The 22983-nt window shown below is 46.7% G+C and carries 21 protein-coding genes and 1 pseudogene; 16 read left to right on the top strand and 6 right to left on the bottom strand.

The features are described 5' to 3' along the window. From ARB69_RS21660 to ARB69_RS21645, 4 genes are all read left to right on the top strand, one after another. Positions 1-1509, top strand: a complete 1509-nt coding sequence (locus tag ARB69_RS21660) for a phosphoglucomutase (protein ID WP_055154975.1) — start codon at positions 1-3, stop codon at positions 1507-1509. A gap of 5 nt (positions 1510-1514) precedes the next feature. Continuing rightward, positions 1515-2420: an AraC family transcriptional regulator gene (locus ARB69_RS21655; RefSeq protein WP_050641618.1), complete on the top strand. Its 906-nt coding sequence runs from the start codon at positions 1515-1517 to the stop codon at positions 2418-2420. A 197-nt stretch (positions 2421-2617) separates the two neighbouring features. Then, positions 2618-3793 (top strand): Gfo/Idh/MocA family protein, encoded by a 1176-nt coding sequence (locus tag ARB69_RS21650; RefSeq protein WP_050641617.1) that lies wholly within the window; start codon positions 2618-2620, stop codon positions 3791-3793. A 48-nt stretch (positions 3794-3841) separates the two neighbouring features. Beyond that, the gene (locus ARB69_RS21645; protein ID WP_242843877.1) at positions 3842-4936 is read left to right on the top strand and encodes an ABC transporter substrate-binding protein; all 1095 of its coding nucleotides are present in this window, start codon (positions 3842-3844) and stop codon (positions 4934-4936) included. 102 nt (positions 4937-5038) lie between these two features. Here ARB69_RS21645 and ARB69_RS21640 read toward each other — a convergent pair whose 3' ends face one another. After that, positions 5039-5362, bottom strand: coding sequence for a winged helix-turn-helix transcriptional regulator (locus ARB69_RS21640; protein WP_050641616.1), 324 nt, complete (start codon positions 5360-5362; stop codon positions 5039-5041). Between the two features lie 439 nt (positions 5363-5801). Here ARB69_RS21640 and ARB69_RS21635 point away from each other — a divergent pair, with 439 nt between their 5' ends. From ARB69_RS21635 to ARB69_RS21615, 5 genes are all read left to right on the top strand, one after another. Beyond that, on the top strand, positions 5802-6410 hold the full coding sequence (locus ARB69_RS21635; RefSeq protein WP_050641615.1) for a 4Fe-4S binding protein: 609 nt from the start codon (positions 5802-5804) through the stop codon (positions 6408-6410). Positions 6411-6557: 147 nt separating this feature from the next. Beyond that, the gene (locus tag ARB69_RS21630) at positions 6558-7229 is read left to right on the top strand and encodes an ABC transporter permease (protein ID WP_050641614.1); all 672 of its coding nucleotides are present in this window, start codon (positions 6558-6560) and stop codon (positions 7227-7229) included. A gap of 20 nt (positions 7230-7249) precedes the next feature. Then, entirely contained in the window at positions 7250-8173 is a 924-nt protein-coding gene (locus tag ARB69_RS21625; protein ID WP_050641613.1) for a glycine betaine ABC transporter substrate-binding protein, read from the top strand. A gap of 24 nt (positions 8174-8197) precedes the next feature. Next, positions 8198-8965 (top strand): ABC transporter ATP-binding protein, encoded by a 768-nt coding sequence (locus tag ARB69_RS21620; protein WP_055154974.1) that lies wholly within the window; start codon positions 8198-8200, stop codon positions 8963-8965. Continuing rightward, positions 8962-9579, top strand: a complete 618-nt coding sequence (locus ARB69_RS21615) for an ABC transporter permease (protein WP_055154973.1) — start codon at positions 8962-8964, stop codon at positions 9577-9579. The genes ARB69_RS21620 and ARB69_RS21615 overlap by 4 nt, the downstream gene beginning before the upstream one ends. Before the next feature lie 173 nt (positions 9580-9752). Here the strand turns inward: ARB69_RS21615 and ARB69_RS21610 are convergent, their stop codons facing one another. Beyond that, a complete protein-coding gene (locus tag ARB69_RS21610; protein ID WP_242857648.1) occupies positions 9753-10529 on the bottom strand; it encodes an AraC family transcriptional regulator in 777 nt (258 codons plus the stop codon). 250 nt (positions 10530-10779) lie between these two features. On the opposite strand from ARB69_RS21610, the gene ARB69_RS21605 reads away from it, so the two are divergent. After that, positions 10780-12786 (top strand): beta-galactosidase, encoded by a 2007-nt coding sequence (locus ARB69_RS21605; RefSeq protein WP_055154972.1) that lies wholly within the window; start codon positions 10780-10782, stop codon positions 12784-12786. On the opposite strand, the pseudogene ARB69_RS28350 reads toward ARB69_RS21605, so the two are convergent. Next, positions 12773-13068 (bottom strand): annotated as a pseudogene (locus ARB69_RS28350) (excinuclease ABC subunit UvrA); the annotation flags it as partial. The gene ARB69_RS21605 and the pseudogene ARB69_RS28350 sit on opposite strands and share 14 nt — an antisense overlap. Before the next feature lie 159 nt (positions 13069-13227). Here ARB69_RS28350 and ARB69_RS21600 point away from each other — a divergent pair. Together ARB69_RS21600 and ARB69_RS21595 are read left to right on the top strand one after the other, a co-directional pair. After that, positions 13228-13452 carry a helix-turn-helix transcriptional regulator gene (locus ARB69_RS21600; RefSeq protein ID WP_055154971.1) on the top strand — a complete coding sequence of 75 codons (225 nt, stop codon included), beginning with the start codon at positions 13228-13230 and terminating at the stop codon, positions 13450-13452. Beyond that, positions 13453-13791, top strand: a complete 339-nt coding sequence (locus ARB69_RS21595) for a hypothetical protein (RefSeq protein WP_055154970.1) — start codon at positions 13453-13455, stop codon at positions 13789-13791. 1303 nt (positions 13792-15094) lie between these two features. Here ARB69_RS21595 and ARB69_RS21590 read toward each other — a convergent pair. Further along, the gene (locus ARB69_RS21590) at positions 15095-15685 is read right to left on the bottom strand and encodes a TetR family transcriptional regulator (RefSeq protein WP_055154969.1); all 591 of its coding nucleotides are present in this window, start codon (positions 15683-15685) and stop codon (positions 15095-15097) included. Positions 15686-15958: 273 nt separating this feature from the next. On the opposite strand from ARB69_RS21590, the gene ARB69_RS21585 reads away from it, so the two are divergent. Then, complete coding sequence (locus tag ARB69_RS21585) at positions 15959-16825, top strand: DegV family protein (protein WP_055154978.1); 867 nt, start codon at positions 15959-15961, stop codon at positions 16823-16825. 205 nt (positions 16826-17030) lie between these two features. On the opposite strand, the gene ARB69_RS21580 is transcribed toward ARB69_RS21585, so the two are convergent. Both ARB69_RS21580 and ARB69_RS21575 read right to left on the bottom strand, forming a co-directional pair. Continuing rightward, positions 17031-17501, bottom strand: coding sequence for a VOC family protein (locus tag ARB69_RS21580; protein WP_055154968.1), 471 nt, complete (start codon positions 17499-17501; stop codon positions 17031-17033). Positions 17502-17504: 3 nt separating this feature from the next. Then, positions 17505-18323: a helix-turn-helix domain-containing protein gene (locus ARB69_RS21575; protein WP_050641605.1), complete on the bottom strand. Its 819-nt coding sequence runs from the start codon at positions 18321-18323 to the stop codon at positions 17505-17507. Positions 18324-18688: 365 nt separating this feature from the next. Between ARB69_RS21575 and ARB69_RS21570 the strand changes: the two genes are divergently transcribed. From ARB69_RS21570 to ARB69_RS21560, 3 genes are all read left to right on the top strand, one after another. Continuing rightward, a complete protein-coding gene (locus ARB69_RS21570) occupies positions 18689-19132 on the top strand; it encodes a MarR family winged helix-turn-helix transcriptional regulator (protein ID WP_083487173.1) in 444 nt (147 codons plus the stop codon). A gap of 72 nt (positions 19133-19204) precedes the next feature. Next, positions 19205-20956, top strand: coding sequence for an ABC transporter ATP-binding protein (locus ARB69_RS21565; RefSeq protein WP_050641603.1), 1752 nt, complete (start codon positions 19205-19207; stop codon positions 20954-20956). Further along, on the top strand, positions 20949-22847 hold the full coding sequence (locus ARB69_RS21560; protein WP_050641602.1) for an ABC transporter ATP-binding protein: 1899 nt from the start codon (positions 20949-20951) through the stop codon (positions 22845-22847). The genes ARB69_RS21565 and ARB69_RS21560 overlap by 8 nt, the downstream gene beginning before the upstream one ends. The last annotated feature ends 136 nt before the right edge of the window (positions 22848-22983 follow it).

The following is a 22983-nucleotide window of genomic DNA, read 5'->3' as shown; positions in this document are numbered from 1 at the left end:
ATGGAGGCATGGAAAGAGGCTTACTTAAAGCTGCAGAATGGAAGTGACGTTCGTGGAGTTGCGCTGGAAAGCGCTGCGGGAGAGGCTGTGAATCTGACCGAGAATATCGTGCGCGATATTGCCATGGCTTTTGCCGAATATCTAATGGAGAAGAAGGAGGACAAAGTCATGAGAGTTGGTGTGGGTCACGACTCCAGGCTGTCCGCGCAGGAATTAAAAAGAGGGGTCATTAACGGGCTGGGACGAAGAGGGTGCCGTGTATATGACTGTGGGCTGACGTCTACTCCCTCCATGTTTATGTCTACGGTATTGGAAGGGTTTGAGTATGACGGAGCCGTTATGATCACAGCGAGTCATCTGCCGCCCAACAGGAACGGCCTTAAATTCTTTACCAGAGACGGCGGCCTGGAAAGCAGTGATATCAAGGAGGTTCTGGAGCGTGCGGCGCTCATATCCAGAATGAATTATGAGACGGAATATCACAGGGCAGAGGACGCGGATCTGACAGGCGCATATACGGAATACCTGAGAAATCTTATTTGTAAGGAGGTGAATGCCGATGATTATGATCGCCCACTGGAAGGACTGCATATTGTAATCGACGCATCCAACGGGGTAAGCGGTTATTTTAAAAACGTACTGGAACCGCTGGGAGCCTCCACTAAAGGCAGCATCTGCATGAATCCTGACGGGACTTTTCCGGTACATGTGCCCAATCCGGAAAATGAAAAGGCCATGGAAGCGTTAAAGAAAGCGGTGCTGGCTGCAAAAGCGGACCTTGGCGTTATATTTGACACGGACGGAGACCGGGCAGCCTTCGTATTTGCGGATGGAGAAGAAGTAAATAAAGACGGGGTCATTGCCCTTATGGCCGCAGCCCTGTCTGAGAAATACCCCCATACAACGGTGGTGACGGATTCCGTAACCTCGGACTGTCTGACGGAATTCCTGGAGAACCGGCTGAAGATGAAGCATCACAGATTCAAGCGGGGATATAAGAACGTGATCAATGAAGCCATACGTTTAAACAAGGAAGGGATCGAAACCCATCTTGCAATCGAGACTTCCGGGCATGGTGCGGTTAAGGAAAATTACTTTCTGGATGACGGGGCTTATATGAGCGTGGTTATCATCAGCCGACTGGCCGTCTCCCTGCGGGAGGGACGGAGACTGGAGGATCTGACGGCGGGACTTAAAAAAACGGCGGAGAGCAGGGAAGTGCGTCTGCGGATACTGGCTCCGGATTATAAAGAATATGGAAGAAAGATTCTGGAGGATTTTCGTATTTTTGCGGAGCAGGAAGAGAAATTCCACATTGCAGAGCCAAACTACGAGGGCATACGCATCAATTTCCAGGATGATGAAGTGAAGGGATGGATGCTGATCAGGATGTCGCTACATGACCCGATCCTCCCGCTGAATTTCGAGGCCGACAGAGAGGGAGGCGTAGCTGTGATAGCAGAAAGGCTCAGGCCTTTCCTGGAGAGGTATACCGAATTAAGGGGCTGAGGTTTGTGCAGATTACAAAAATAGTAACCGACGAGACTTTGAAAGAGCTGAGGGCACACGGGACGGAAAAATTTCCTTTCCAGTACAATCGGGAAGAAATGCAGCAGTTTGATGAAGAAAAGATAGAATGGCACTGGCACCGGGAATTTGAATTTGTAAAAGTCATGTATGGTTCGGTCTACTGCTTGATCGGGAATCAGCAGATCCAGCTGGAAGCGGGGGAAGGGTTATTCATCAATGCAAGGGTAGTTCACAGCATCGAAAACTGTAAGGACGGGGCCATCGCCAATATCTTATTTTCCTCAGATCTGATTGCGGCGGAAACATCGGTCATATATGATAACTGCATCAGGGATTTTATCGAATCCGAATGTTCCCATATTGTTCTGCGGGATGCTTCGGCCTGGCAGGAAAAAATACTTGAGAAGCTGGAGGAAATCTTTGAAATATGCAGCCATGCATCGTTTTGTGAGCTGGATATGCACATCAGGGTCTGTAACCTATGGCTGCTGTTCTGCGGGCACCGGGAGGAACTGGTGAAAATGGAGAAGCTGGGAATTTCACTGAGATCCCAGTCCCGTCTGCGTAAAATGATGAGATACATAGAAGCAAATTATTCACAAAAGCTATATCTTGAAGACATTGCCCAGGCTGCAAATATCAGTAAAAGCGAAGCGATACGCTGCTTTCAGATGGGGATGCAGATATCGCCGGTAGAATATCTTAACCAGTACCGCCTCTGTCAGGCAAGGTTTGAACTGGAGACGACGGAGGACTCCATTTTACATATAGCAGTTGCCGCAGGCTTTGATAACAGCAGTTATTTCACCAGAATTTTTAAAAAGACCTATGGGATTACACCCAGGGAGCTTCGGAAAAAAAAGGAGGATGCAGACAACAGCGGATACTGAACAAAATTGGGCATATTGTGCTAATATGTGGATCGATTTTACGAGAATTTGGATAAAAATAACAGTATAATGGAGCTAAGCTTAAGGTTAAGGGAAAAGTTGACAAGCATCCGAAGGGATCACTCTTTTTTTTGAACAAAACATACAACGTTAACTTGAACCTTAACTGCCATATTACAAATAAGGAGGTAACAATTATGAGACAAATTGGAGTTGGTATTGTAGGCGCCGGTTCCATCGCCGAGATTGGACACTGCCCGTCAATTGCGGCACTCCCAAATGCAAAGCTGGCGGCACTGTGCGACACAAATACCGAGATACTGGAATCAATGGCAAAGAAGTGGGAACCTGAAAAAACTTATACTGATTATGGACAGATGCTCGAAGACAAGAATGTAGAGGTTGTAATTGTAGGTACGCCGAACCGCTTCCATGCACAGCAGGCGATCGATGCCATGAGAGCGAAAAAACATGTCATTGTTGAGAAGCCGTTTGCCTGTACACACAATGAGGCGTGGAAGATGGTGGAAGTATCCAAAAAAGAAGGCGTCTTCCTTATGGCGGGTACGAATCAGCGCTTCTGGGAGCAGAACAGGATAGCCAGACAGCTGATGGACGAGGGATTTATCGGGAAACCGATGATGGGCCGTTCTTCACTGCATGAGGGCTGGAACCTTTATCACGAACAGCTGTCTTACACTCCGTTCCGTTCCGACCCGAAGCTGGCAGGAGCCGGCGCTTTATTCGACCTGGGAGCTCACAGAGCGGACCTTTTGATGTTCCTGATGGGAAGCAGGCCGAAACGCGTGATGGGGATTATAAAAAGACTGGGAACCCCGGAAGAGTACACACAGCTGGACGACTCCTTCTGGATCACCATCGAATTTGAAAACGGAGCAACCGGTGTGATCAGCGGCGACAGGTATTCACCCTGTGTATCCAATATATCTGAAGTATATGGAACCGAGGGAACCATTTTCACGGGTTCCGAGGCAACGAATCCATATCAGACGGCTCCCCTTGCGGTCTATACAAGCAAAGACTTCAAGCAGAGTGAGCTTCCGGAGATCGTGAAAGAGTACCGCTATCCGCAGTTATTCTGGTCAGAAGACATTATGCAGCCGGACGGGAACGTTCCAAAACGCTGGGTGCCGATCTATCCAAAGCGGGGGTGGGCGTACAAATCTATGCTTGAGCACTTCCTTGATTGCATAGAAAAGGATGTGCCGCCGTCATTGACACCGGAGGACAGCGCGATTGTCACGGATGTGCTTGTCGGGGCTTATAAGTCCATGGAGACGAATGCATGGGTGGATCTGCCGCTTACGGAGGAATATATTGTGCCTCACTATGATGCGCCGGTCATTAAGTAGTTGAAAGACATTTGTGTAATGTAAACCGAGAATCGGGAGGAAAAAAATATGAAAAATATGAAAAAGGTAATGGCAATACTGTTAACAGGATGTATGATTTTTGGGCTGGCAGCATGCGGTACGGATAAGAAGGCAGAAGGGGAGACGAAAAAAGAGGAGACCACGGATACAGGAGAGAAGACAGAAAGTACAGAAAAAATAACAATCGGTTATTCTTATCCAACGGCAAACAATGAGTTTTGGGGAAATGCATTAACTTATGTGAAACAGGCAGCAGACGAGCTTGGCTTTAATGTCACGGCAGACGACTGCAACAACGATCAGTCAGAACAGATCAAAGATGTGGACAGCATGATTTCAGGCGGTATCGACGCTCTGGTTCTGGGTCCTCAGGATGCTTCCGTATGCGCGGGGATCTCCGCGGCATGCAAAGAAAAGGGAATTCCGCTTGTTATCATTGACCGTTGGCCGGGAGACGACCTGAAGGCAGGAGAAGACTATGTATGCTTTATCGGGCCGGATGATAAAGAGGCCGGATATCAGATCGCAATGTCACTGATCAATGGAGGCAGCAAGAAACTTCTGGGAATCGGCGGATTCCAGGGAACTTCTGTTGCTGAGGGCAGAAAAGAAGGACTGGATAAAGCACTGGAAGAGAATCCTGACGTTGAACTGCTCCAGTTTGAATATGCCGGAGAGAACTGGGATGACGGAGATAAGGCATTCCGCAATCTCTACCAGTCACATCCGGAGGTGGACGGTGTATGGTGCTACAACGATTCCCTGGCTCTGGCTACCGTAAATGTGCTCAAGGAAGAAGGCAAGATAGATGACGTTAAAGTAGGAGGCATGGACCTCTTAAATCCGGCAATCGAATCCATGCAGGCAGGGGAACTCTGGTTCTCTACCGGAGGCCATTATCTCCAGGCAGCATTCGGTGCGGTGGTAGCCTTCGATGTTGTGAACGGCAAGACATATGACGGAGAGAAAAAAGTTCAGTTGGAACTGCCGGCAGTTTCACAGGAAAACATTGCACAGTTTGAAGAAAAATTCATGTCCGGTGACGCTCCGGTAGACTGGAAGAGTGTATCCAAAGTTACCAATCCGGACGCGAAATATGATTTTGAAATATCAATTGACTAACAGATATATTTCAGGTTGGTCGTAACATGATACAAGGAAAAAAGCAGCAGGCGGCTCTTGCCAGGAGCCGCCTGCTATCTTAATGAATGGAGCTGTTTTGACTTACAGTATTTTTTTATAATCCGTCCCCCATGCGACCATAGCATCCAGAACCGGCTTTAAACTCAGACCCGTCTCGGTAAGGGAATATTCCACCTTGGGCGGCACCTCGGGGTACACCTTTCTGTTCACAAGGCCCGCGGTCTCCATGGCGCGGAGATGGCTTGTGAGTACCTTCTGAGTAATTCCTTCCACGGAGCGCATCAGCTCATTAAAACGTTTGGTTCCTTCCAGCAGATCTCTTATAATCAGCACTTTCCATTTATCTCCGATCAGCTGCAGCGTTATTTCCACAGGGCATTCCGGAAGTTTCTTTTCAGCATCCATAGCAGGACCTCCTATAAAAAATATTTATTAAATATGTTTTCCTTCTATTATAAAATGGGTTAAAATAGTAGTGGTATCAAAAAGGTTTTATCCCGAAAGCAGATCATCGTGCAGAGCATGAAGCGCGCCCGCCACGAGTACGCCAAGGCGTGCATCAATACAAAAAAATATATGCAAAATTTACTTTCTCCGATTGGTGAATGGGTGTACAGTATGGAATATCCGCTATATTGTTCTCTATCACGAACAGATATGGCCTTCTTAGTATTTATTATATACTGTTAAGATGAGGGAAAGCAAGTACTGACAAAAATGTAACTTAGTATCGATTTGATACTAAGGAACTTTGAGGTGCGTACTTTACATTGTGACTCCAACCGCTTATTATGGCTGTATAAAGAAACGAGCGTTGTCATATTTGGAAAAGGATGGGAAAAGCATGAATGAAAAAGCACGTAAGTACGTCGATATGTTCCGGGAAGTAAAGGTTGCGTCAGCTGCAACCGTTGATAAAGAAGGACATCCACACAGCCGGATTATCAATATTATGATAGCGGCAGATGAGGGAATGTATATTGTTACATCCAAAGGGAAACCTTTTTACGAACAGCTGATCCAAAGCGGAGAGATTGCGCTGAGCGCGATGTGTCCGGACTGCCAGTCTCTGAAGTTCACGGGCAAGGTAAAGCTGGCGGATAAGGCATGGCTTAATAAGGTATTTGAGGATAATCCGGGAATGAACGAGGTATATCCGGGGAATACGAGAAACATATTGGATGCTTTTCTGATCTATGAGGGATGCGGTGAATGGTTTGACCTTCTGCACCACCCGGTCAGCAGGGAAGCTTTTGCCTATGGGAGAGAAGTGGAAAAAGCCGGATTTTTCATTAAGGAGACGTGCATTGGCTGCGGATCATGTACATATGTCTGTCCCCAAAACTGCATCACAGAAGGAAGCCCGTATCGGATCGATCCGGTGCACTGCCTGCACTGCGGGGCGTGCATGGAGACGTGCCCGGCGGATGCGGTGAAGAAGCTTCATGGATAGCGGAAAGCTGCATGTGCAGCAGAAGACTTTATAGGCAGAAGAAACCTTCATAGGAAGCAGAAGCCTTCATGTGCAGCAGAAGACTTTATAGGCAGCAGGATGTACAGGCAGCAGGAATGAGAAAAGAAAGGCAGGAAGAACAACAAGATGTCCGAATTATGGATGAACATACAAGCATATTTTACCAGCCGTCTGGATGAATATCTGATCTGTCTGTGGCAGCACATCAGTATCAGCATCCTGGCGCTTCTGGCCGCCGCACTCATAGGAATTCCATGCGGTTATTTATGTATCAGATATGTAAAATGTAAAAAGTGGCTGGTTGGGATATTTCAGATACTGCGTATTATCCCCAGCCTTGCTATACTGATTCTCCTGATTCCAATCATGGGAACAGGGGTAAAACCGGCTATGACAGCGCTTGTGCTGATGGCTGTGCCCCCGATTCTCATGAATACGGCGGACGGTTTTGAGGAGGTGCCGGAATTTATGCTGGAGACAGCAGCCGGTCAGGGGATGAAGGAACGGCAGATATTCTGGAAGGTGCAGGTACCGCTTGCCGTACCCTATATGCTGACGGGTGCAAGGACAGCAATCATTGAGATCGTTGCCAGTGCATCCATCGCAGCGAAAATCGGAGCCGGCGGGCTGGGCGGGATCATCTTTACCGGACTGGGGCTGAACAGGACAGACCTGCTGCTGATCGGCGGCGTTTCGGTGGCGCTTCTTTCACTGACGGCAGGAATGATTTTCAGCGGGCTGGAGAAAATATTTATACCATGGCGGTCGCCTGGCAGACAAAAGAAACTCAAATCTTAAAGACAAGGGAGAAACGTATTATGAAATTGAAGGTGAAAAAGGCAGTAATCGCGGCAGTGTGCCTGGCGATGATGACATCGCTGGCAGCCTGCGGCAGCAAAGAGAACAAAGACGCAGGAGGAGAGGGGAAAAAAGAAGATGCGGTAATCCGGGTGGGATCGAAAGATTTTACCGAAGGAATGATTGTATCAGAGGTATATTCCCTGGCACTGGAAGATGCGGGGTATGAGGTGGAGCGTATATTTGACATTGCGGGTTCTATTATCCATACATCTCTGATTAATGATGAGATCGATATGTATCCGGAATATACCGGAACTGCGCTTCTTTCAATACTTGGTATGGATGTGATCACAGATCCGCAGGAGGTGTATGACACTGTAAAGGCGGAGTATGAGAAGCAGTTTCAGCTTACCTGGCTTGACTACTCTCAGGCCAATGACGGACAGGGGCTTGCAATCCGCACTCCGGTTGCAGAAAAACTGGGAATTAAGACAATATCCGATCTGCAGAAGCATGCCAGTGAGCTGCGTTTTGCATCACAGGGGGAATTCGATGAACGGGAGGACGGAATTCCGGCGCTGGAAAAAGCCTATGGCAAGATGGACTGGAAATCTTCCAAAATATATGACAACGGTCTAAAGTATGAAGTACTGTCAAATGATGAAGCGGACGTAACACCTGTGTACACGACAGAGGGACAGCTGGCAGATAAAGAAAAGTTTACTCTTCTGGAGGATGACAAAAATGTATGGCCTCCTTATAATCTGGGGCCGGTGATCCATGATTCCGTACTGGAGGCACATCCGGATATCGCGGACGTCCTGAACAAGGTCAGTGCAGCAATGGATACGGAATCTCTGACAGCATTGAATGCCAGGGTAGATATGGACAAAGAAGAGATCGAGGATGTGGCACTGGAGTACTATGAATCCATAAAATAAGTCAGCCAGAAAGGGGCAGCAGTTATGTCAGCAGCAATCACCTTCAGTAATGTAAGTAAACAGTTTCCGGGAACCAGCTATTATGCGGTGGATCAGCTGTCCTTTTCCGTGGAGGAAGGGGAATTTGTAACCATTCTGGGATCTTCCGGGTGCGGAAAGACAACATTGCTGAAAATGATTAACCGGCTGTATGAGCCGGATGAAGGGAATATCTATCTGTTTGGTGAAAATACTGCCGAAATAGATGTTGTTCAGCTGAGGCGGGGAATCGGGTATGTCATACAGCAGACGGGCCTGTTTCCTCATATGACCATAGCGGATAACGTTGCAACGGTCCCCAGGCTTTTAAAGTGGGACAAGGAGCGGATACAGAAACGTGTCAGGGAACTTCTGGAGCTTGTTAAGCTGGATCCGGATGAGTTCCAGGGACGCTACCCCTCCCAGTTGTCCGGCGGGCAGCAGCAGAGAGTCGGGCTGGCGAGGGCGCTGGCAGTGGAGCCGGAGGTCATGCTGCTGGACGAGCCCTTCGGCGCCGTTGATGCCATTACGCGCACTGGCCTGCAGGAAGAACTGCTTGGCCTGCACCAGGGACTGGGCAAGACCTTTCTGTTGGTGACTCACGATATCCATGAAGCGTTTAAGTTGGGAACAAGAGTCATGATAATGAACGAAGGTAAAATTAGCCAGTTCGATCAGCCTGGGAACATCATCGCGAACCCTGCTGACGACTTCACAGCAGCACTGATCCGGTCCGCAAAGGAGCAGGAGAAAATGTGGGAGGGATACATATGAGTAAATTGACGGTGTATCTGGCCAGACATTATGATGATCTGCTGGAGGCTTTACTGGAACACCTCCAGATTACTGCGGTTACGCTGCTGTTTTCCCTGCTCATTGCCTCTGCTCTGACGGTACTTGCCATATACTCGAAAAAAACCGGCGAGATACTGGTTCATATTTTTTCCGTACTGTATTCTGTTCCGAGCCTTGCCATGTTTGCATTTTTGATCCCGGTCACAGGACTGGGCAAGACGACGGCAGTGATCGTTCTTGTTGTTTATAATCAATATCTGCTTTTGCGGAACTTTATTTCCGGGCTTTACGGTGTCGAACCCGCAGTGGTTGAGGCCGCGGAGGGGCTGGGAATGCGTCGTATGCAGGTGTTGTGTCAAATCAGGATTCCGCTGGCGAAAAGGGCGCTTTTTACCGGGATTCAGCTGGCAGTGGTTTCCACGATTGGTATTGCTACGATTGCGGCGATGATCAATGCGGGCGGCCTGGGCACCATACTGTTTGACGGGCTGCGGACGTTGAATGTCTATAAGATCGTCATAGGAAGTATCCTTTCCGCTGGGCTGGCAGTGGGGATCAATGCATTGTTTAAGGTGGCGGAGAGAAGGATGTAGAAGAATGTAATTGTATAGAATGGGCCTTGTATCAGTGGTTATACGATGCTGATGCAGGGCTTTTTTATAATGATAGTGACGTAGCTGCAGCAACCATCTCCAGTTATGGCGGCCAGAGCCGCTGAACAACCAACTAGTCCGACTCTAATTCATTTTTCGGAATTCCAGCGGCGTTACCCCCGTCTTTTTTTAAACATGGCTATAAAGTGGCTGGCATCCAGATAGCCGGTTCTCAAAGCAGCCTCCTGCACTTCCAGCCTTGGATTGGTGAGCAGGAGTTCCTTTGCTTTATTGATTCTGCAGGCAGTCAGATATTCGTATGCGGAACAGCCAAGAAAACGGCCGAATAAGCGTGACAGGTATTGGGGCGTTATATAGACCAGGCTGCTTAGTTCCTGCACGGTGATCTGAGATGCATAATTGGTTTCGATCTCTTTTATTACGGGGGCAACATACTTCTGATACAGAGGATCTTCCATCAATCCACGGGTATACATGCCATCCACAAGATTCATCAGTATGCAATAGCAGTTCGTTGAGAGTGCCCGTGCATCTGCCGGCGGTGTTTCATACATTCTTACAGCGTCAGCGACCAGGCACGCAATCTGAGCGGCTTGGTCTTTTTCTGTAAAAATCACCTGTCTGCCGCCCAGGATTTTTGGAAGGCTGCTTTCAATTGTGCCGGTAAATGTTGCAAATAAGGTGCTCCATTCCTGCGTCTCCTTTGCATAAGAATGGCGGATCAGTGGGGCGATAAGAACCCCCTCCCCTTCACTCAGAAGGTATTTCTTCCCCTGGATGATAATTCTGCCGCAGCCCCTTTCCGTCTGCAGATAGTGGTAGAGTGGATACCCTTTCGGGCGGGTTAGGCTCTCCTGTTTCCAGTGGTTTCCCACAGAATCATAAGTAAACGGCTCGCTGACCGGGATGTTCCTGTAAAAGATCGGCATAGTATTCTCCTGTTTCGAAATGTTATATTATTTAGCTTAACATATCACACTCGCTTCTGTCTATCTGTATTATAATCACGGTAGTGAAATACGGTGGACTGTTACAGACTGTTAAGGCCTGCGGACAGCAATTCAGACGGGGCTTAACTGCTGCACCTGCTATACTGTTTATACCGTAAAGCGCTGTGGTCTGCGGGCCGCCAAGTGAAATAATAGCGATGTGTTTAAAAGCAAGAGAGGAGATTTGATAATGCAGAGTAAGTTTAAAAGGATCTTATACGGCGGAGACTATAATCCGAATCAGTGGGCAAAAGAAGTATGGCATGAGGATATGAAGGTTTTTAAAGATGCGCGGATCAACAGCGCTACTATTAATGTTTTTTCCTGGGCAAAGCTGCAGCCGGGTGAAGATGTATATGATTTCTCCGAACTGGATGAGATCATTGATATGCTGAGCCGGGAAGGGTACGACATCGTACTTGCCACTTCTACGGCTGCGCTTCCGGCATGGATGGTGAAGCGTTATCCCGAGGTGGCAAGGACCGACTATGAGGGGCGGCGCCATAAGTTCGGACAGCGCCACAATGCATGTCCTAACTCCCTTGTATATCAAAAGTATGCAAAAGCACTTGCGGGAAAGTTAGCGGAGCGTTATGGGGAGAATGAACATATTGCGTGCTGGCATATTAACAATGAGTACGGCGGGGAATGCTACTGCGAAAACTGTGAGAAGGCGTTTCGTGTCTGGCTTCAGAAAAAGTATAAGACAATAGATGCTTTGAACCGGGCGTGGAACCTGGAATTCTGGGGCCACACAATCTATGATTGGGATGAAATCGTTCTTCCAAATGCATTAAGTGAAGGGATTGGTGAGAATCAGACTGCTTTTGCCGGTATTTCCATTGACTACCGCAGATTCAATTCCGACAGTATTTTAGGGAATTACATAATGGAAAGAGATGAAATACGCAGGTTCAGCAGTGCGGCACCAATTACGACAAATCTAATGGGAACATATAAAGGGCTGGATTATTTTAAATGGGCAAAGGAGATGGATATCATCTCCTGGGATAATTATCCCAGTTATAATACGCCGTGGAGCCAGACCGCTATGTGCCATGATTTGATGCGCGGCCTGAAAGATGCTTCTTTTATGCTGATGGAGCAGACGCCGAGCCAGCAGAATTGGCAGCCCTATAATTCACTCAAAAGGCCGGGGCAGATGCGTGCCCAGAGTTATCAGACGATCGCGCACGGGGCGGATACGATTCAATTTTTTCAGCTCCGCAGAAGTATAGGGGGATGTGAAAAGTTCCACGGGGCAGTGATTGCGCATGTGGGAACGACGGATACCAGAGTCTTCCGGGAAGTGAAGCAGCTGGGGAAGGAGCTGGAAGGCCTGGGGAATACGATTTTAGGCGCCGTTAATGAGGCACAGGTTGGAATCATCTTTGACTGGGATAATTACTGGGCGCTGGAATATACCAGCGGGCCATCCCAAGATCTGACTTATGTTGACCAGATCCATCAATATTACAAGTACTTCTATGACAGGAATATTGCAGTCAATATGATTCCGGCGGATGCAGATTTCAGCAGATATAAGGTTGTGGCAGCGCCTGTACTCTATATGGTAAAGGAAGGTATGAAGGAGGCGCTCGAGGAATTTGTAAGGGGCGGCGGAATACTGGTTACATCCTTTATGAGCGGGATTGCGGATCAGTCGGATAATGTACATCTGGGAGGATACCCGGGACCGCTGCGGGAGCTGGCAGGGGTGTGGGTCGAGGAGATCGATGCACTTGCACCCGAACAGACAAATGAAGTGGTTTTCCGGGATGGAGCAAAGTACAGATGCAGGCTTTTGTGTGACATTCTGCATCTGGAACATGCCGAGAGCATTGCTGAGTATACGGAAGATTTTTATGCGGGGATGCCGGCTGCAGCGAGAAACGGATTCGGAGAGGGCTTTGTGTATTATGTCGGGACGAGTATGGAAGCGGGGCTTGCAGCAGTATTGGACAAGGCAGCTGCTGATGCAGGAGTGAGGCCTGTGATAAACGAGAGGACTGAGCTTGAGATTACCTGCAGAAAGACTGAAAAACATACTTTATATTTTGTGATTAATTTCAAAGATAAAGAGATCAGGCTGCCGTCCTGCTTTGCCGGGAATACTGACATACTAACGGGGAAGACAATAGAGGGGAATGAAATGATGTCCAGGTATGATGTGAAACTTATATATACGTCCGGATAGGCTTGTCCAAATCGAACAGGCCGGATGCCGCATACTGCTTCCAGTACCAGGAGCCGGGCCGGTAGAGGGAATTCTTATGCAGCCCTCGTTCCAGGACTTGTCTAGGTCCAGGATGGCCTCCACATCCACCTTGGTCATCTTCCCCAAGCCGGAGCAGGTCTTGCACATACCGTTGGGGTCGTTGAAGGAGAAGGAGGAGGCTATCCCTACATAGGGCTGGCCAATTCTGGAAAACAGCAGCAGACTGGCGTACAGACCGCTGATGGTTCCCACCGTGGAGCGGGTAAAATTGTTTCTTCCATTAGTTTCTCCTTTGATTCTTGATGGTTTCCATGTTACAGCAGTAAATATACAATGAGGAAATGGCAAGAAGTTTTCAAGTGACAAAATGTAAGAAATATGTTATAATATGCGGACATATTAAATAAAGGCGGTGAGCAAGTGGCTGTAAAAGACAAATACAAATTTGACAGCAAAATTCATGTGTTTAGAGCGACAAAAAGGATGAGCCAGCAGGAACTTGCTGACCTTGTGGGTGTATCAAGGCAGACGATAATTCAGCTTGAACGAAACAGATACAATCCATCCATGCTTTTGGCGTATAGTATCGCAAAAGTCTTTGATGTTACTATAGAGGATTTATTTGATTTTAAGGAGGAATTATAGATGCACATGTTAGATACATTCTACAAAATAATGACAAGTATTCCATTGCTAAGGGCTGCTGCTTGGACAGGGGTTCCGCTTACTATTATTTTGATTGTATTATTTTGTCTAAAATCACATAGAGATGAGCGTGGTTGGAAAATCATCGGAAAGGCAAGCATTGTATCTTTTATTGTCCTCATCATTCTTGCAAACGCAATCGCAAAACTGGGAGGCGGATTAGTTGGTAATGATTATGAGATTGGTTATGTTTTTTGGGGTAATACAATCCAACTGATTTATGATATTGTGTTGTTCGTAGAAATCGCAGCAATTCTCATTTTACGAAAAGTCGAATAATAGTAAATGAATGATCTGATTTAAAAAGGTTCTTGCTCGTTTTAACAAATAATGAGTAAGAATTTTTTTGTTTCGACATGTATGAAATAATTGACATTTAGAAAGATATAGATTATAATTTTATAAACGGACAAGACAGAATTATCTTAATTTTTTGTCTGGGAAAGGAATTAAGAAAATGGAATTTTGGATAATTATGGGTGCGGTGTTGCTACTTAGTGGTGGTTGTGCAGGAACAGCATGGCATAAAAAGAAAAAGAATAAGAAAAAATAACTGACAACTGTTTTGACACAGAGCAAGTAAGTCCATTTTGACGATGGACAGCAAATCCAGTCGAGCCAGTCAACGGTAAAATGAACGGCTGCGCCCGCCGTTGACAGCCCCGCCTGTCCTTGCTGGTGGGTAATCAAGGGGCGACAGCAAGGAGTGCTGCCGCCCCTCACTATCATCAGAGAAAGAGGGATTTTCCATGAACGAGAAAGTATATAAAGAGCATATCCAATACACTCACAACGCCTATTGCCGAATAGTCATTCGTCATACTCCCATATCTACGGGTATTTCAATGTAGATATGGAGGATTACATCAAAACCAAGCTCATAGAAAGCCAATTCAAATTCCGGCTTGACCGTTAAGGGGTGATTTTTAGTTCCAAATGCAATACAATTATAGCAACAAATCGGGATTGGCTGCCGGAAACGAAGGTATTTATAACAGACTGCTGTCCTTCGACGATCCCGACAATGAGGTTAAAATTTATATTCCAGTAAAATGAGAAGAAACAATGCTTACAATCATAAGATTTGATAGCATTGTTCCTTAGTTTACCTTATAGTTAATGCTCAATTTTTCATATCACGTCTTTCCATCAACCGCAACAGGGATTGCAGTTTATTCTCCGGCAAGGAGTGCAGGGCTCCGGCAAACAGCTTCGCGGTTATCTTCAAATCTTCCACGCAAAAGGCTTCCTCTTTATCCTCATCTACATATTGAAATTATTACTTTTCCAAAATTATTGCGATTGAATCACTTTCAGATTGATAGATACGTCCTGCAACATCACTAAACAGCCCAAACATTTTAAAGCCAATGTTTTCGGCTTCTTGTATTCATGTTTCTTTCGAGAAATATGTATTCCACAAATAATAGGGGGTTATTTCTTCTTTTGAAATAATTGTAATTAAGTCCAGAGTTACATTGTCTAAATATTTATATAACCCACTTAACACCATGTATTCATCAGAACGCTTTGAAAAATCCACTCCGGTAACTTGATACCCCTTTTGGGTAAATTTTTCGGTTTAGAGTGAATCGGTGGTCAAAATATCGGATTCCAGAATTCGGGTAAGCAGTTCCCGGGCTTCCGCAATATTTTTCTCCCTTGAGATATTTTCCGCATGCCCTTCGTTAATAAAACCTACAATGCCATAGCATAAGAATCCTGCGATTTTCTTGGGGGAATACCGGAGGCTGAGGACCCGGCTTTCTTTGTTTGTGTGCGTTTCTATGGTCTCCAATACATAGTTGTAAAAGGCAAATGCCAGATAGGGATTCTCATCAGGGATGGTATGGCGGAAAAAGTTATGGTTCTTGTAGTATAGCTTCATAATGCTGTCCAATACATTGCAGTAGCTGATGACCGGACTGGCTGAAGGGTTGTTGGCCGCCTGCATTTCTTCATAAACAGCGGTTCCCTCCCGGATCATATCCTGGAAAATATCGTCAACCAGGGCGTACTTATCGCTGTAGTGGGTATAAAAGGTGATCCGGCTTGTGTCCGCCCGGCTGCACAGCTCTGTGATGGATACCTGCTCAAAGGGCATGTCTGACAGCATGGAAATAAGGGTGGTTTTCAGATTCTTTTTGGTTTTTCTGATTCGTCTGTCTTCCATAATAATTTACAATTTCTCCAATCTGTATAAATAACTAACAAAAATAAAATACTGTAAGTTGTTATCAAATTCCGCATTTGCTATAATTTTAACACGTGTTAAAATAATGGTCAACGTGTCAGCTTACCGTATATCAGTGTATCTGTTTAGTTGTTGTAACAGTTCATATCCTTCGGGCGTGCACAGTAACTCTGCTTAGGTAATGGAACAGATATGCGGATTCGGTGAATGGGCTGGCTTATAGTTGTGAAAAGAATTGAAAGGATGAAGATTATGCCGGATATTGCAATTATGACGGACAGCAATTGCGGAATTCTGCCAGAAGAGGGCAGGGAGATGGGAATTACGGTTGTTCCGATGCCCATCCAGATTGATGGAAAGACATATCTGGAGGGCGTGGATATTACAGCGGACACATTTTACGATCTCCAGGCGAAGGGCGCGTCTGTGACATCTTCCCAGCCCGCGCCCGGAGAAGTGATGGAGATGTGGTACCGGCTTCTTAAAAAACATGAGGAGATCGTCTATATTCCGATGTCCAGCGCCCTCAGTAATTCCTGCCAGAGTGCAAGTATATTCGCACAGGAATTTGAAGGGCGGGTACATGTCGTGAATAACCGCCGGATTTCTATTACACAGATTCAGTCGGTGAAAGATGCGATGTGCATGGCAGAGCAGGGGATGAGCGGAGCACAGATTAAAGAGACTTTAGAGGCCGAAGCTATGGATGCAACGATTTATATTGCCGTGGATACCCTGGAATATCTGAAAAAGGGCGGAAGAGTAACGGCAGCGGGAGCAGCGATCGGAAGCGTGCTCAATATTAAACCGGTGCTTACCATCCAGGGTGACAAACTGGATGCATATGCAAAGGTAAGGGGCATGAAGACGGCATTCCGCACCATGTGCAAGGCGTTACATAACGATGTATCTACCAGGCTGAAGGGACTGTACGACAGCCATCAGCTGATGTTTGGGATTGCCAATACCGCCATGGAGCCGGAAGTACTGGAACATTGGATCGCTCAGATGCAGGAGGAATTTCCGGGGGAGGAGATCACCCACAGCCCGCTGATGCTCAGTATTGGGTGTCATACCGGTCCCGCAGCACTGGGGATTGGGGCATATAGAAAGCATTGATATAAATCTTGATCCTCTGGTATCGGGAGGGATTAGCAAAAAGCTTTCAGTCTGATAGCAGATAGAGATTCTATTAAGAAAATAAGCCGCAGGCATCCTGCGGTAAGGCGGTTAAAATCCGATCTTACCGGCAAGATGACCTGCGGCTTATATTTGCCAGGCTGGTTTCCTAGTACAGCAGTGCACTGCTGTACTACCCCATGCGTTATACCGCATCACAAGGCGCATACTGTTTTACGGCCTCAAGAGGGAACATGGTTCGCTCGGCAATTTCTTCTGCAGACATTCCCTGACTGAAAAAGCGTTTGAAAACCGTATTCATATCCTCTGCAATCTCCACGATATGCAGGTCCGGATCATAGATCCGGATGTTGCGCTGTCCCCACGGGTATTCTTTAATCTCATGGACCCACTGCAGGCCGGGGATGTCTCTCGTCTCGGCGTACACTTTGTCTAAGTCCTCCACTTCAAAATAGACCTGAAAGTTGTGAGATCTTTCTTTCACGCTTTCGGTTTCGATACCAACGAGTTCGGCATACCCTTGCTGCAGCGAAAAGCCTTCATAGGTTACATGTACGCCGATATCCATTATGGAGTTTTGATGAAGCACCTTTTCATAAAAGTTTTTAGAGACGGAAATGTCCCTGACTGCTAATAAACAACCTTGATATTTCATGATTTATTCCTCCTTTGAGGACATTGTATGATACATCTCCATTCCGTCATAGTAAAAATCAGACATAGTTTTTATATAAGATTGCGGGGTAAGTCCACTGATCGCTTTGAAATCTTTATCAAAGTGGGCCTGGTCGAAATATCCTGCTTTCTGTGATAATTCTGCCAGCATACAGTGAGATTTATGTATGTGCTTTAGCACATAGTTGAAACGGGTTAATCGCGCATAGTTTTTGATACTCATTCCGATTTGCGCAAGAAATAAGCGGTTCAGCTGACGTTCACTATAGCCGGACTGCCGGGCGGTTTCTTTCACCTGTGCTTGTCCATGGCTGTTGGAAATTACGGTTGCTGCTAACAACAAAGCATTAGATATAACGCGTTTATCCATGCGCCTATAAAGAATATTATCACAGGCATTTACCAGATCTATGATAGTCTTTGACATGACAAACGCCTGATGCAGCGAATGGAACAGTTCACAGTCGATGTCAGAAAGCGGCATCCGTTTGCCGGCAAACTCCGCCTGGTTTTGGCGGGTGATCTGATACAAACCACAGGGGGAAAGCTGAACAAGCAGCATGACACGGTAACGATTTGGCTCCGTCCCTAATAATACAGGAGCCACGGATGCTCCCCATAGTTCGGCTATGACATCGGTTCCATCGAAAGAAAGCGACAACGTCCCGCAGGCGTTGGGCATAAGTGTATACCGAGTTGTGAATGTATCATTCTCCGGAAATACGATGTTGTAATTCAGTATGTATTCTCTCAGTCCCGCATGAGAGGGGAACATATTAAACTGCTTATTATTATGAATCATTCTACTTTTTCCTCTGTATTTTGATGTTGAAATTTATTAGATAACAGCTTTCATTATAACACAGGCGCTTTGATGTATTATAGTTCTTTCCTCAAGATAAACCAAGTCTTTTGTTTGAAATTTTGGTTAATTTTGGATCAACTATTGACATCTCAATTACAAAGCAGTATTATGTTCTATGTCAAACAGTTGCAGGTAGGACAGTTGATGATAGAACTATACCGAAAGGGCACAACGTAACACATGCCCTGCGGGCGGGTCTGCGGCATAGCCGCAGAATAATGTATACCCAAAGGGCATCCCGTAATGCATGCTCTGCGGGAAGGTCTGCAGCATAGCTGCAGAATAATATATGAGCAGGGGTTATGATGAGAACAAAAAGATATATCGGAATCGAGATACGGGCACTGGATAATCAGATCAAAAGACTGATTGACAGCAAGATACAGAAGTCGGCTTTTTGCCGTCTTACGGGTTCGAACGGATGGATTATTGATTATATTCGGAAGAAGTCTCCGAAGCCAGTCTACCAGAAAGATCTGGAGGCTGAGTTCAATATCACCCGTTCCACGGCCTCCAAGGTATTGAACCTGATGGAGGAAAAGGGGTTCATTGTCAGGGAGAGCGTACCCGAAGATGCCAGACTGAAGAAGCTGGTTCTGACGCCGGAAGCAATCGAAATCTCGAAAGGGATGGAAGCAGACAGGGATGCCATAGAGCGTCAGATTACAAAAGGCTTTTCAGAGAAAGAACTGGAGCAGTTCTACTCGTATATTGAACGAATAAGAAAAAATGTATCTGAAATATAAGCCGGCCTGTGCCGGCTTATACTATCCACTGATTGTTTGATGTCTGACAAATTGGGACGAGGAGGTTTAGACATGGTAAAAACATTGGCAAAAAGTATTAGAGAGTATAAAAGAGATTCCATTCTGACGCCCATATTGGTTTCGCTGGAAGTCTTGCTGGAAGTCATAATTCCGCTGATGATGGCGAATCTGATTGACTATGGGATCGACAAAGGGGACATGGGCTATATTGGAAAAACGGGGGTTTTTCTTCTGATTGCAGCATTTTTTTCCCTGTTTTTCGGGGCGGCGGCCGGTAAAACGGCGGCACATGCTTCTGCAGGGCTGGCAAAGAACCTCCGGAAGGATATGTACTATAATGTACAGAATTTTTCATTTTCTAATATTGATAAATTTTCCACATCCAGTATTGTAACAAGGCTGACAACGGATGTCACAAATGTGCAGAACGCCTATCAGATGACCATACGTATGGCCATGAGGGCGCCGGTTATGCTGATCTTTTCCCTGTTCTGTGCGATCAGGGTAAGCGCAGAGCTGTCTGTCGTATTTCTCATCTGTGTGCCGATTTTGGGAATTGGTTTGTATCTGATTATGACGAGAGTGCATCCCATTTTCAGAAGGGTATTTAAGACATACGACAAACTGAACAATGTGGTACAGGAAAACGTGCGGGGAATCCGTGTTGTAAAATCCTTTGTGCGTGAGGATTATGAAAATGGAAAGTTCCGGAATATTTCCGAGAAGATATACAGGGATTTTTCAAAAGCTGAGAAAACACTTGCTTTTAATATGCCTCTGATGCAGTTCTGCATGTACGCCTGTATGTTGGTCTTTTCCTGGTTTGGGGCCAGACTGATCATAGCAAGCGGCGGCAATCCGGATGCAGGACTGAGTACAGGCGGCCTGATGAGTCTGTTTACTTATACAACACAAGTATTAATGAGCCTGATGATGCTTTCTATGGTATTTGTTATGATCACGATGTCCAAAGCATCTGCAGAACGAATTGCAGAAATTCTGACGGAAACAAGCGACCTTCAGAACGGGGAGAATCCGGTTATGGAAGTGCCGGACGGTTCCATTGAATATGAAGATGTTTCCTTTAGTTATTCAAGGAAGGCTAATAAGATGTGCCTGAGTGACATTAACCTGAAGATAGCCTCAGGAGAGACAATCGGTATTATCGGCGGCACCGGGTCATCCAAGTCCACGCTTGTTCAGCTCATCCCGAGACTTTATGATGTGACAGAGGGTGTGCTGAAAGTCGGAGGTGTTGATGTCCGGAATTATGACATTGAAGTATTACGGAATCAGGTGGCTATGGTGTTGCAGAAGAATGAATTGTTTTCCGGTACGATTAAGGAAAACCTGCGCTGGGGAAATGAACATGCGTCGGATGAGGAACTGATCCATGCCTGTCAGCTTGCTCAGGCCGATGATTTTGTCCGGAGATTTCCGGATGGGTATGACACGCATATTGAACAGGGCGGCTCCAATGTATCCGGCGGCCAGAAACAGAGGCTTTGTATCGCAAGGGCGCTTTTGAAAAAGCCGAAGATACTGATTCTGGATGATTCCACCAGCGCAGTGGATACAAAGACGGACGCACTGATCCGGAAGGCTTTCAGGGAAGAGATACCGGACACTACAAAGATCATCATTGCGCAGAGAATTTCCTCTGTCCAGGATGCGGATAAAATCATCGTACTGGATGACGGGAAAATCGACGGATTCGGCAGCCACGAGGAGCTGCTCCGAAGCAATGCAATCTATAAAGAAGTCTTCGAATCTCAGCAGAAGGGAGGCAGTGAAGATGAATAAGAGCAAGAAAAAACAGCAGCTGGATATGCAGACGCTAAAACGTCTGCTTTCTTATCTGAAACAATATAAAGCCAGGTTTGTATTTGTACTGATCTGTATATTGGTGAGCGCAGGGGCAAGCGTACTGGCCGCCCTGTTTTTAGAGACCTTGATCGATGATTATATTACCCCTCTGCTCGTGCAGGCAGTGCCGGATTTCAGCGGGCTGCTCAGGGTGATGATTATGATGGGCGGCATCTACCTGATCGGTGTGCTCGCCACGCTGTTTTATAACCGGTTCATGGCGGTGATATCTCAGAGCATATTAAAGGATATCCGGGATGAAATGTTTTCCCATATGCAGACCCTGCCGATCAAATATTTTGACACACATTCCCATGGGGACGTGATGAGCCATTATACGAATGACACAGACACACTGCGCCAGATGATGTCGCAGAGTGTCCCGCAGCTTTTTTCCTCTGTCATTACCATCGCAGCCGTGTTTATTGCCATGCTTTCCATCAGTATATGGATGACCTTGTTTGTGCTGGTATTTGTGGCGATTATCCTTCAGGTGGTTAAAAAGGTGGCCGGAAACAGCGGCAAGTATTTTGTGAGGCAGCAGGAATCCATTGGAGATGTCAATGGTTATATCGAGGAAATGATTAACGGGCAAAAGGTTGTAAAGGTATTCTGCCACGAGGAAAAGGCAAAGGAAATGTTTGATGAAAAGAACGAAAAACTTTTCGGAGAGGCATCACAGGCCAATACCTATGCGAATATCCTCATGCCGATCATGAACAATCTGGGCTATATTCTGTATGTTCTGATAGCGATTGTGGGCGGCGCCCTGGGAATATGGGGTGTGACGAATGTCAGTCTGGCCGGCGTGGGCGTCATTACGCTGGGAATGATCGCCTCCTTTTTGCAGCTTTCCAGAAGCTTTATCCAGCCGCTGGGGCAGGTGTCACAACAGCTGAGCGCGATCATCATGGCACTGGCGGGCGCAAGGCGTATCTTCCAGCTGATTGATGAGGAAAGTGAAACAGACAATGGATATGTAACACTGGTAAATGCAAAATACGAAAACGGCGTTCTTACAGAGACGCCCGGGCGCACCGGCCTGTGGGCATGGAAACACCCCCACGAGGACGGTACCCTGACCTACACCGAACTCAAAGGGGAGGTGAAGATGTTTGACGTGGACTTTGGCTACGAAGAGAATAAAATGGTTCTCCACAATATTACACTGTATGCCGAACCGGGCCAGAAAGTGGCATTTGTCGGCGCAACCGGCGCGGGCAAGACCACAATCACAAATCTGATCAACCGGTTTTATGACATTGCTGACGGCAAGATCCGTTATGATGGTATCAATATCAACAAAATCCGTAAGTCCGATCTGCGCCGTTCCCTGGGTATCGTACTCCAGGATGTCAACCTGTTCACCGGAACTGTCATGGAGAACCTAAGGTACGGCAAACTGGATGCAACGGATGAAGAATGTATCGCGGCTGCAAAACGCGCCAACGCGGACGGATTTATCCGTATGCTGCCGGAAGGATACGACACCGTACTTTCCGGGGATGGCAGCGGCTTGTCACAAGGCCAGCGCCAGCTGATCTCCATCGCAAGAGCCGCCGTAGCAGATCCGCCGGTCATGATCCTGGATGAGGCCACTTCCTCCATAGACACCAGAACCGAGGCCATCGTACAGCGCGGCATGGATGCGCTCATGAAAGGCCGCACCGTATTCGTCATCGCACACAGACTTTCCACCGTGCAGAATTCAGACGTAATCATGGTACTGGAACTGGGAGAAATCATAGAAAGAGGAAGCCATCAGGAACTCATACAAAAGCATGGCAAATACTATCAGCTGTATACCGGGGCTTTTGAATTGGCTTAGGGGTACATTTCACACCCCGGGAATTATCAGTAAATCGGGATTTAGTGGCGAGCTTTAGTCTCGGCGCGGATGGGGACGCTCCATAAAGGGATAGCCGAAAGCCTCCCGGAGAACATCCATGTCCTTTCAAAAACGC

Source organism: Faecalicatena contorta, assembly GCF_001404335.1.
GTDB lineage: Bacteria > Bacillota > Clostridia > Lachnospirales > Lachnospiraceae > Faecalicatena > Faecalicatena contortus_B.
The sequence above is the reverse complement of the archived record's forward strand: the minus strand, read 5'-3'. Positions and strand labels throughout refer to the sequence as shown.

What these genes read in the sequence shown, in the direction of transcription:
- ARB69_RS21660 (WP_055154975.1), top strand. Translation starts at nt 1, where the DNA reads ATGGAGGCATGGAAAGAGGCTTACTTAAAGCTGCAGAATGGAAGTGAC.
- ARB69_RS21650 (WP_050641617.1), top strand. Translation starts at nt 2,618, where the DNA reads ATGAGACAAATTGGAGTTGGTATTGTAGGCGCCGGTTCCATCGCCGAG.
- ARB69_RS21645 (WP_242843877.1), top strand. Translation starts at nt 3,842, where the DNA reads ATGAAAAATATGAAAAAGGTAATGGCAATACTGTTAACAGGATGTATG.
- ARB69_RS21640 (WP_050641616.1), bottom strand. Translation starts at nt 5,362, where the DNA reads ATGGATGCTGAAAAGAAACTTCCGGAATGCCCTGTGGAAATAACGCTG.
- ARB69_RS21635 (WP_050641615.1), top strand. Translation starts at nt 5,802, where the DNA reads ATGAATGAAAAAGCACGTAAGTACGTCGATATGTTCCGGGAAGTAAAG.
- ARB69_RS21630 (WP_050641614.1), top strand. Translation starts at nt 6,558, where the DNA reads ATGTCCGAATTATGGATGAACATACAAGCATATTTTACCAGCCGTCTG.
- ARB69_RS21625 (WP_050641613.1), top strand. Translation starts at nt 7,250, where the DNA reads ATGAAATTGAAGGTGAAAAAGGCAGTAATCGCGGCAGTGTGCCTGGCG.
- ARB69_RS21620 (WP_055154974.1), top strand. Translation starts at nt 8,198, where the DNA reads ATGTCAGCAGCAATCACCTTCAGTAATGTAAGTAAACAGTTTCCGGGA.
- ARB69_RS21615 (WP_055154973.1), top strand. Translation starts at nt 8,962, where the DNA reads ATGAGTAAATTGACGGTGTATCTGGCCAGACATTATGATGATCTGCTG.
- ARB69_RS21610 (WP_242857648.1), bottom strand. Translation starts at nt 10,529, where the DNA reads ATGCCGATCTTTTACAGGAACATCCCGGTCAGCGAGCCGTTTACTTAT.
- ARB69_RS21605 (WP_055154972.1), top strand. Translation starts at nt 10,780, where the DNA reads ATGCAGAGTAAGTTTAAAAGGATCTTATACGGCGGAGACTATAATCCG.
- ARB69_RS21595 (WP_055154970.1), top strand. Translation starts at nt 13,453, where the DNA reads ATGCACATGTTAGATACATTCTACAAAATAATGACAAGTATTCCATTG.
- ARB69_RS21590 (WP_055154969.1), bottom strand. Translation starts at nt 15,685, where the DNA reads ATGGAAGACAGACGAATCAGAAAAACCAAAAAGAATCTGAAAACCACC.
- ARB69_RS21585 (WP_055154978.1), top strand. Translation starts at nt 15,959, where the DNA reads ATGCCGGATATTGCAATTATGACGGACAGCAATTGCGGAATTCTGCCA.
- ARB69_RS21580 (WP_055154968.1), bottom strand. Translation starts at nt 17,501, where the DNA reads ATGAAATATCAAGGTTGTTTATTAGCAGTCAGGGACATTTCCGTCTCT.
- ARB69_RS21575 (WP_050641605.1), bottom strand. Translation starts at nt 18,323, where the DNA reads ATGATTCATAATAATAAGCAGTTTAATATGTTCCCCTCTCATGCGGGA.
- ARB69_RS21570 (WP_083487173.1), top strand. Translation starts at nt 18,689, where the DNA reads ATGATGAGAACAAAAAGATATATCGGAATCGAGATACGGGCACTGGAT.
- ARB69_RS21565 (WP_050641603.1), top strand. Translation starts at nt 19,205, where the DNA reads ATGGTAAAAACATTGGCAAAAAGTATTAGAGAGTATAAAAGAGATTCC.
- ARB69_RS21560 (WP_050641602.1), top strand. Translation starts at nt 20,949, where the DNA reads ATGAATAAGAGCAAGAAAAAACAGCAGCTGGATATGCAGACGCTAAAA.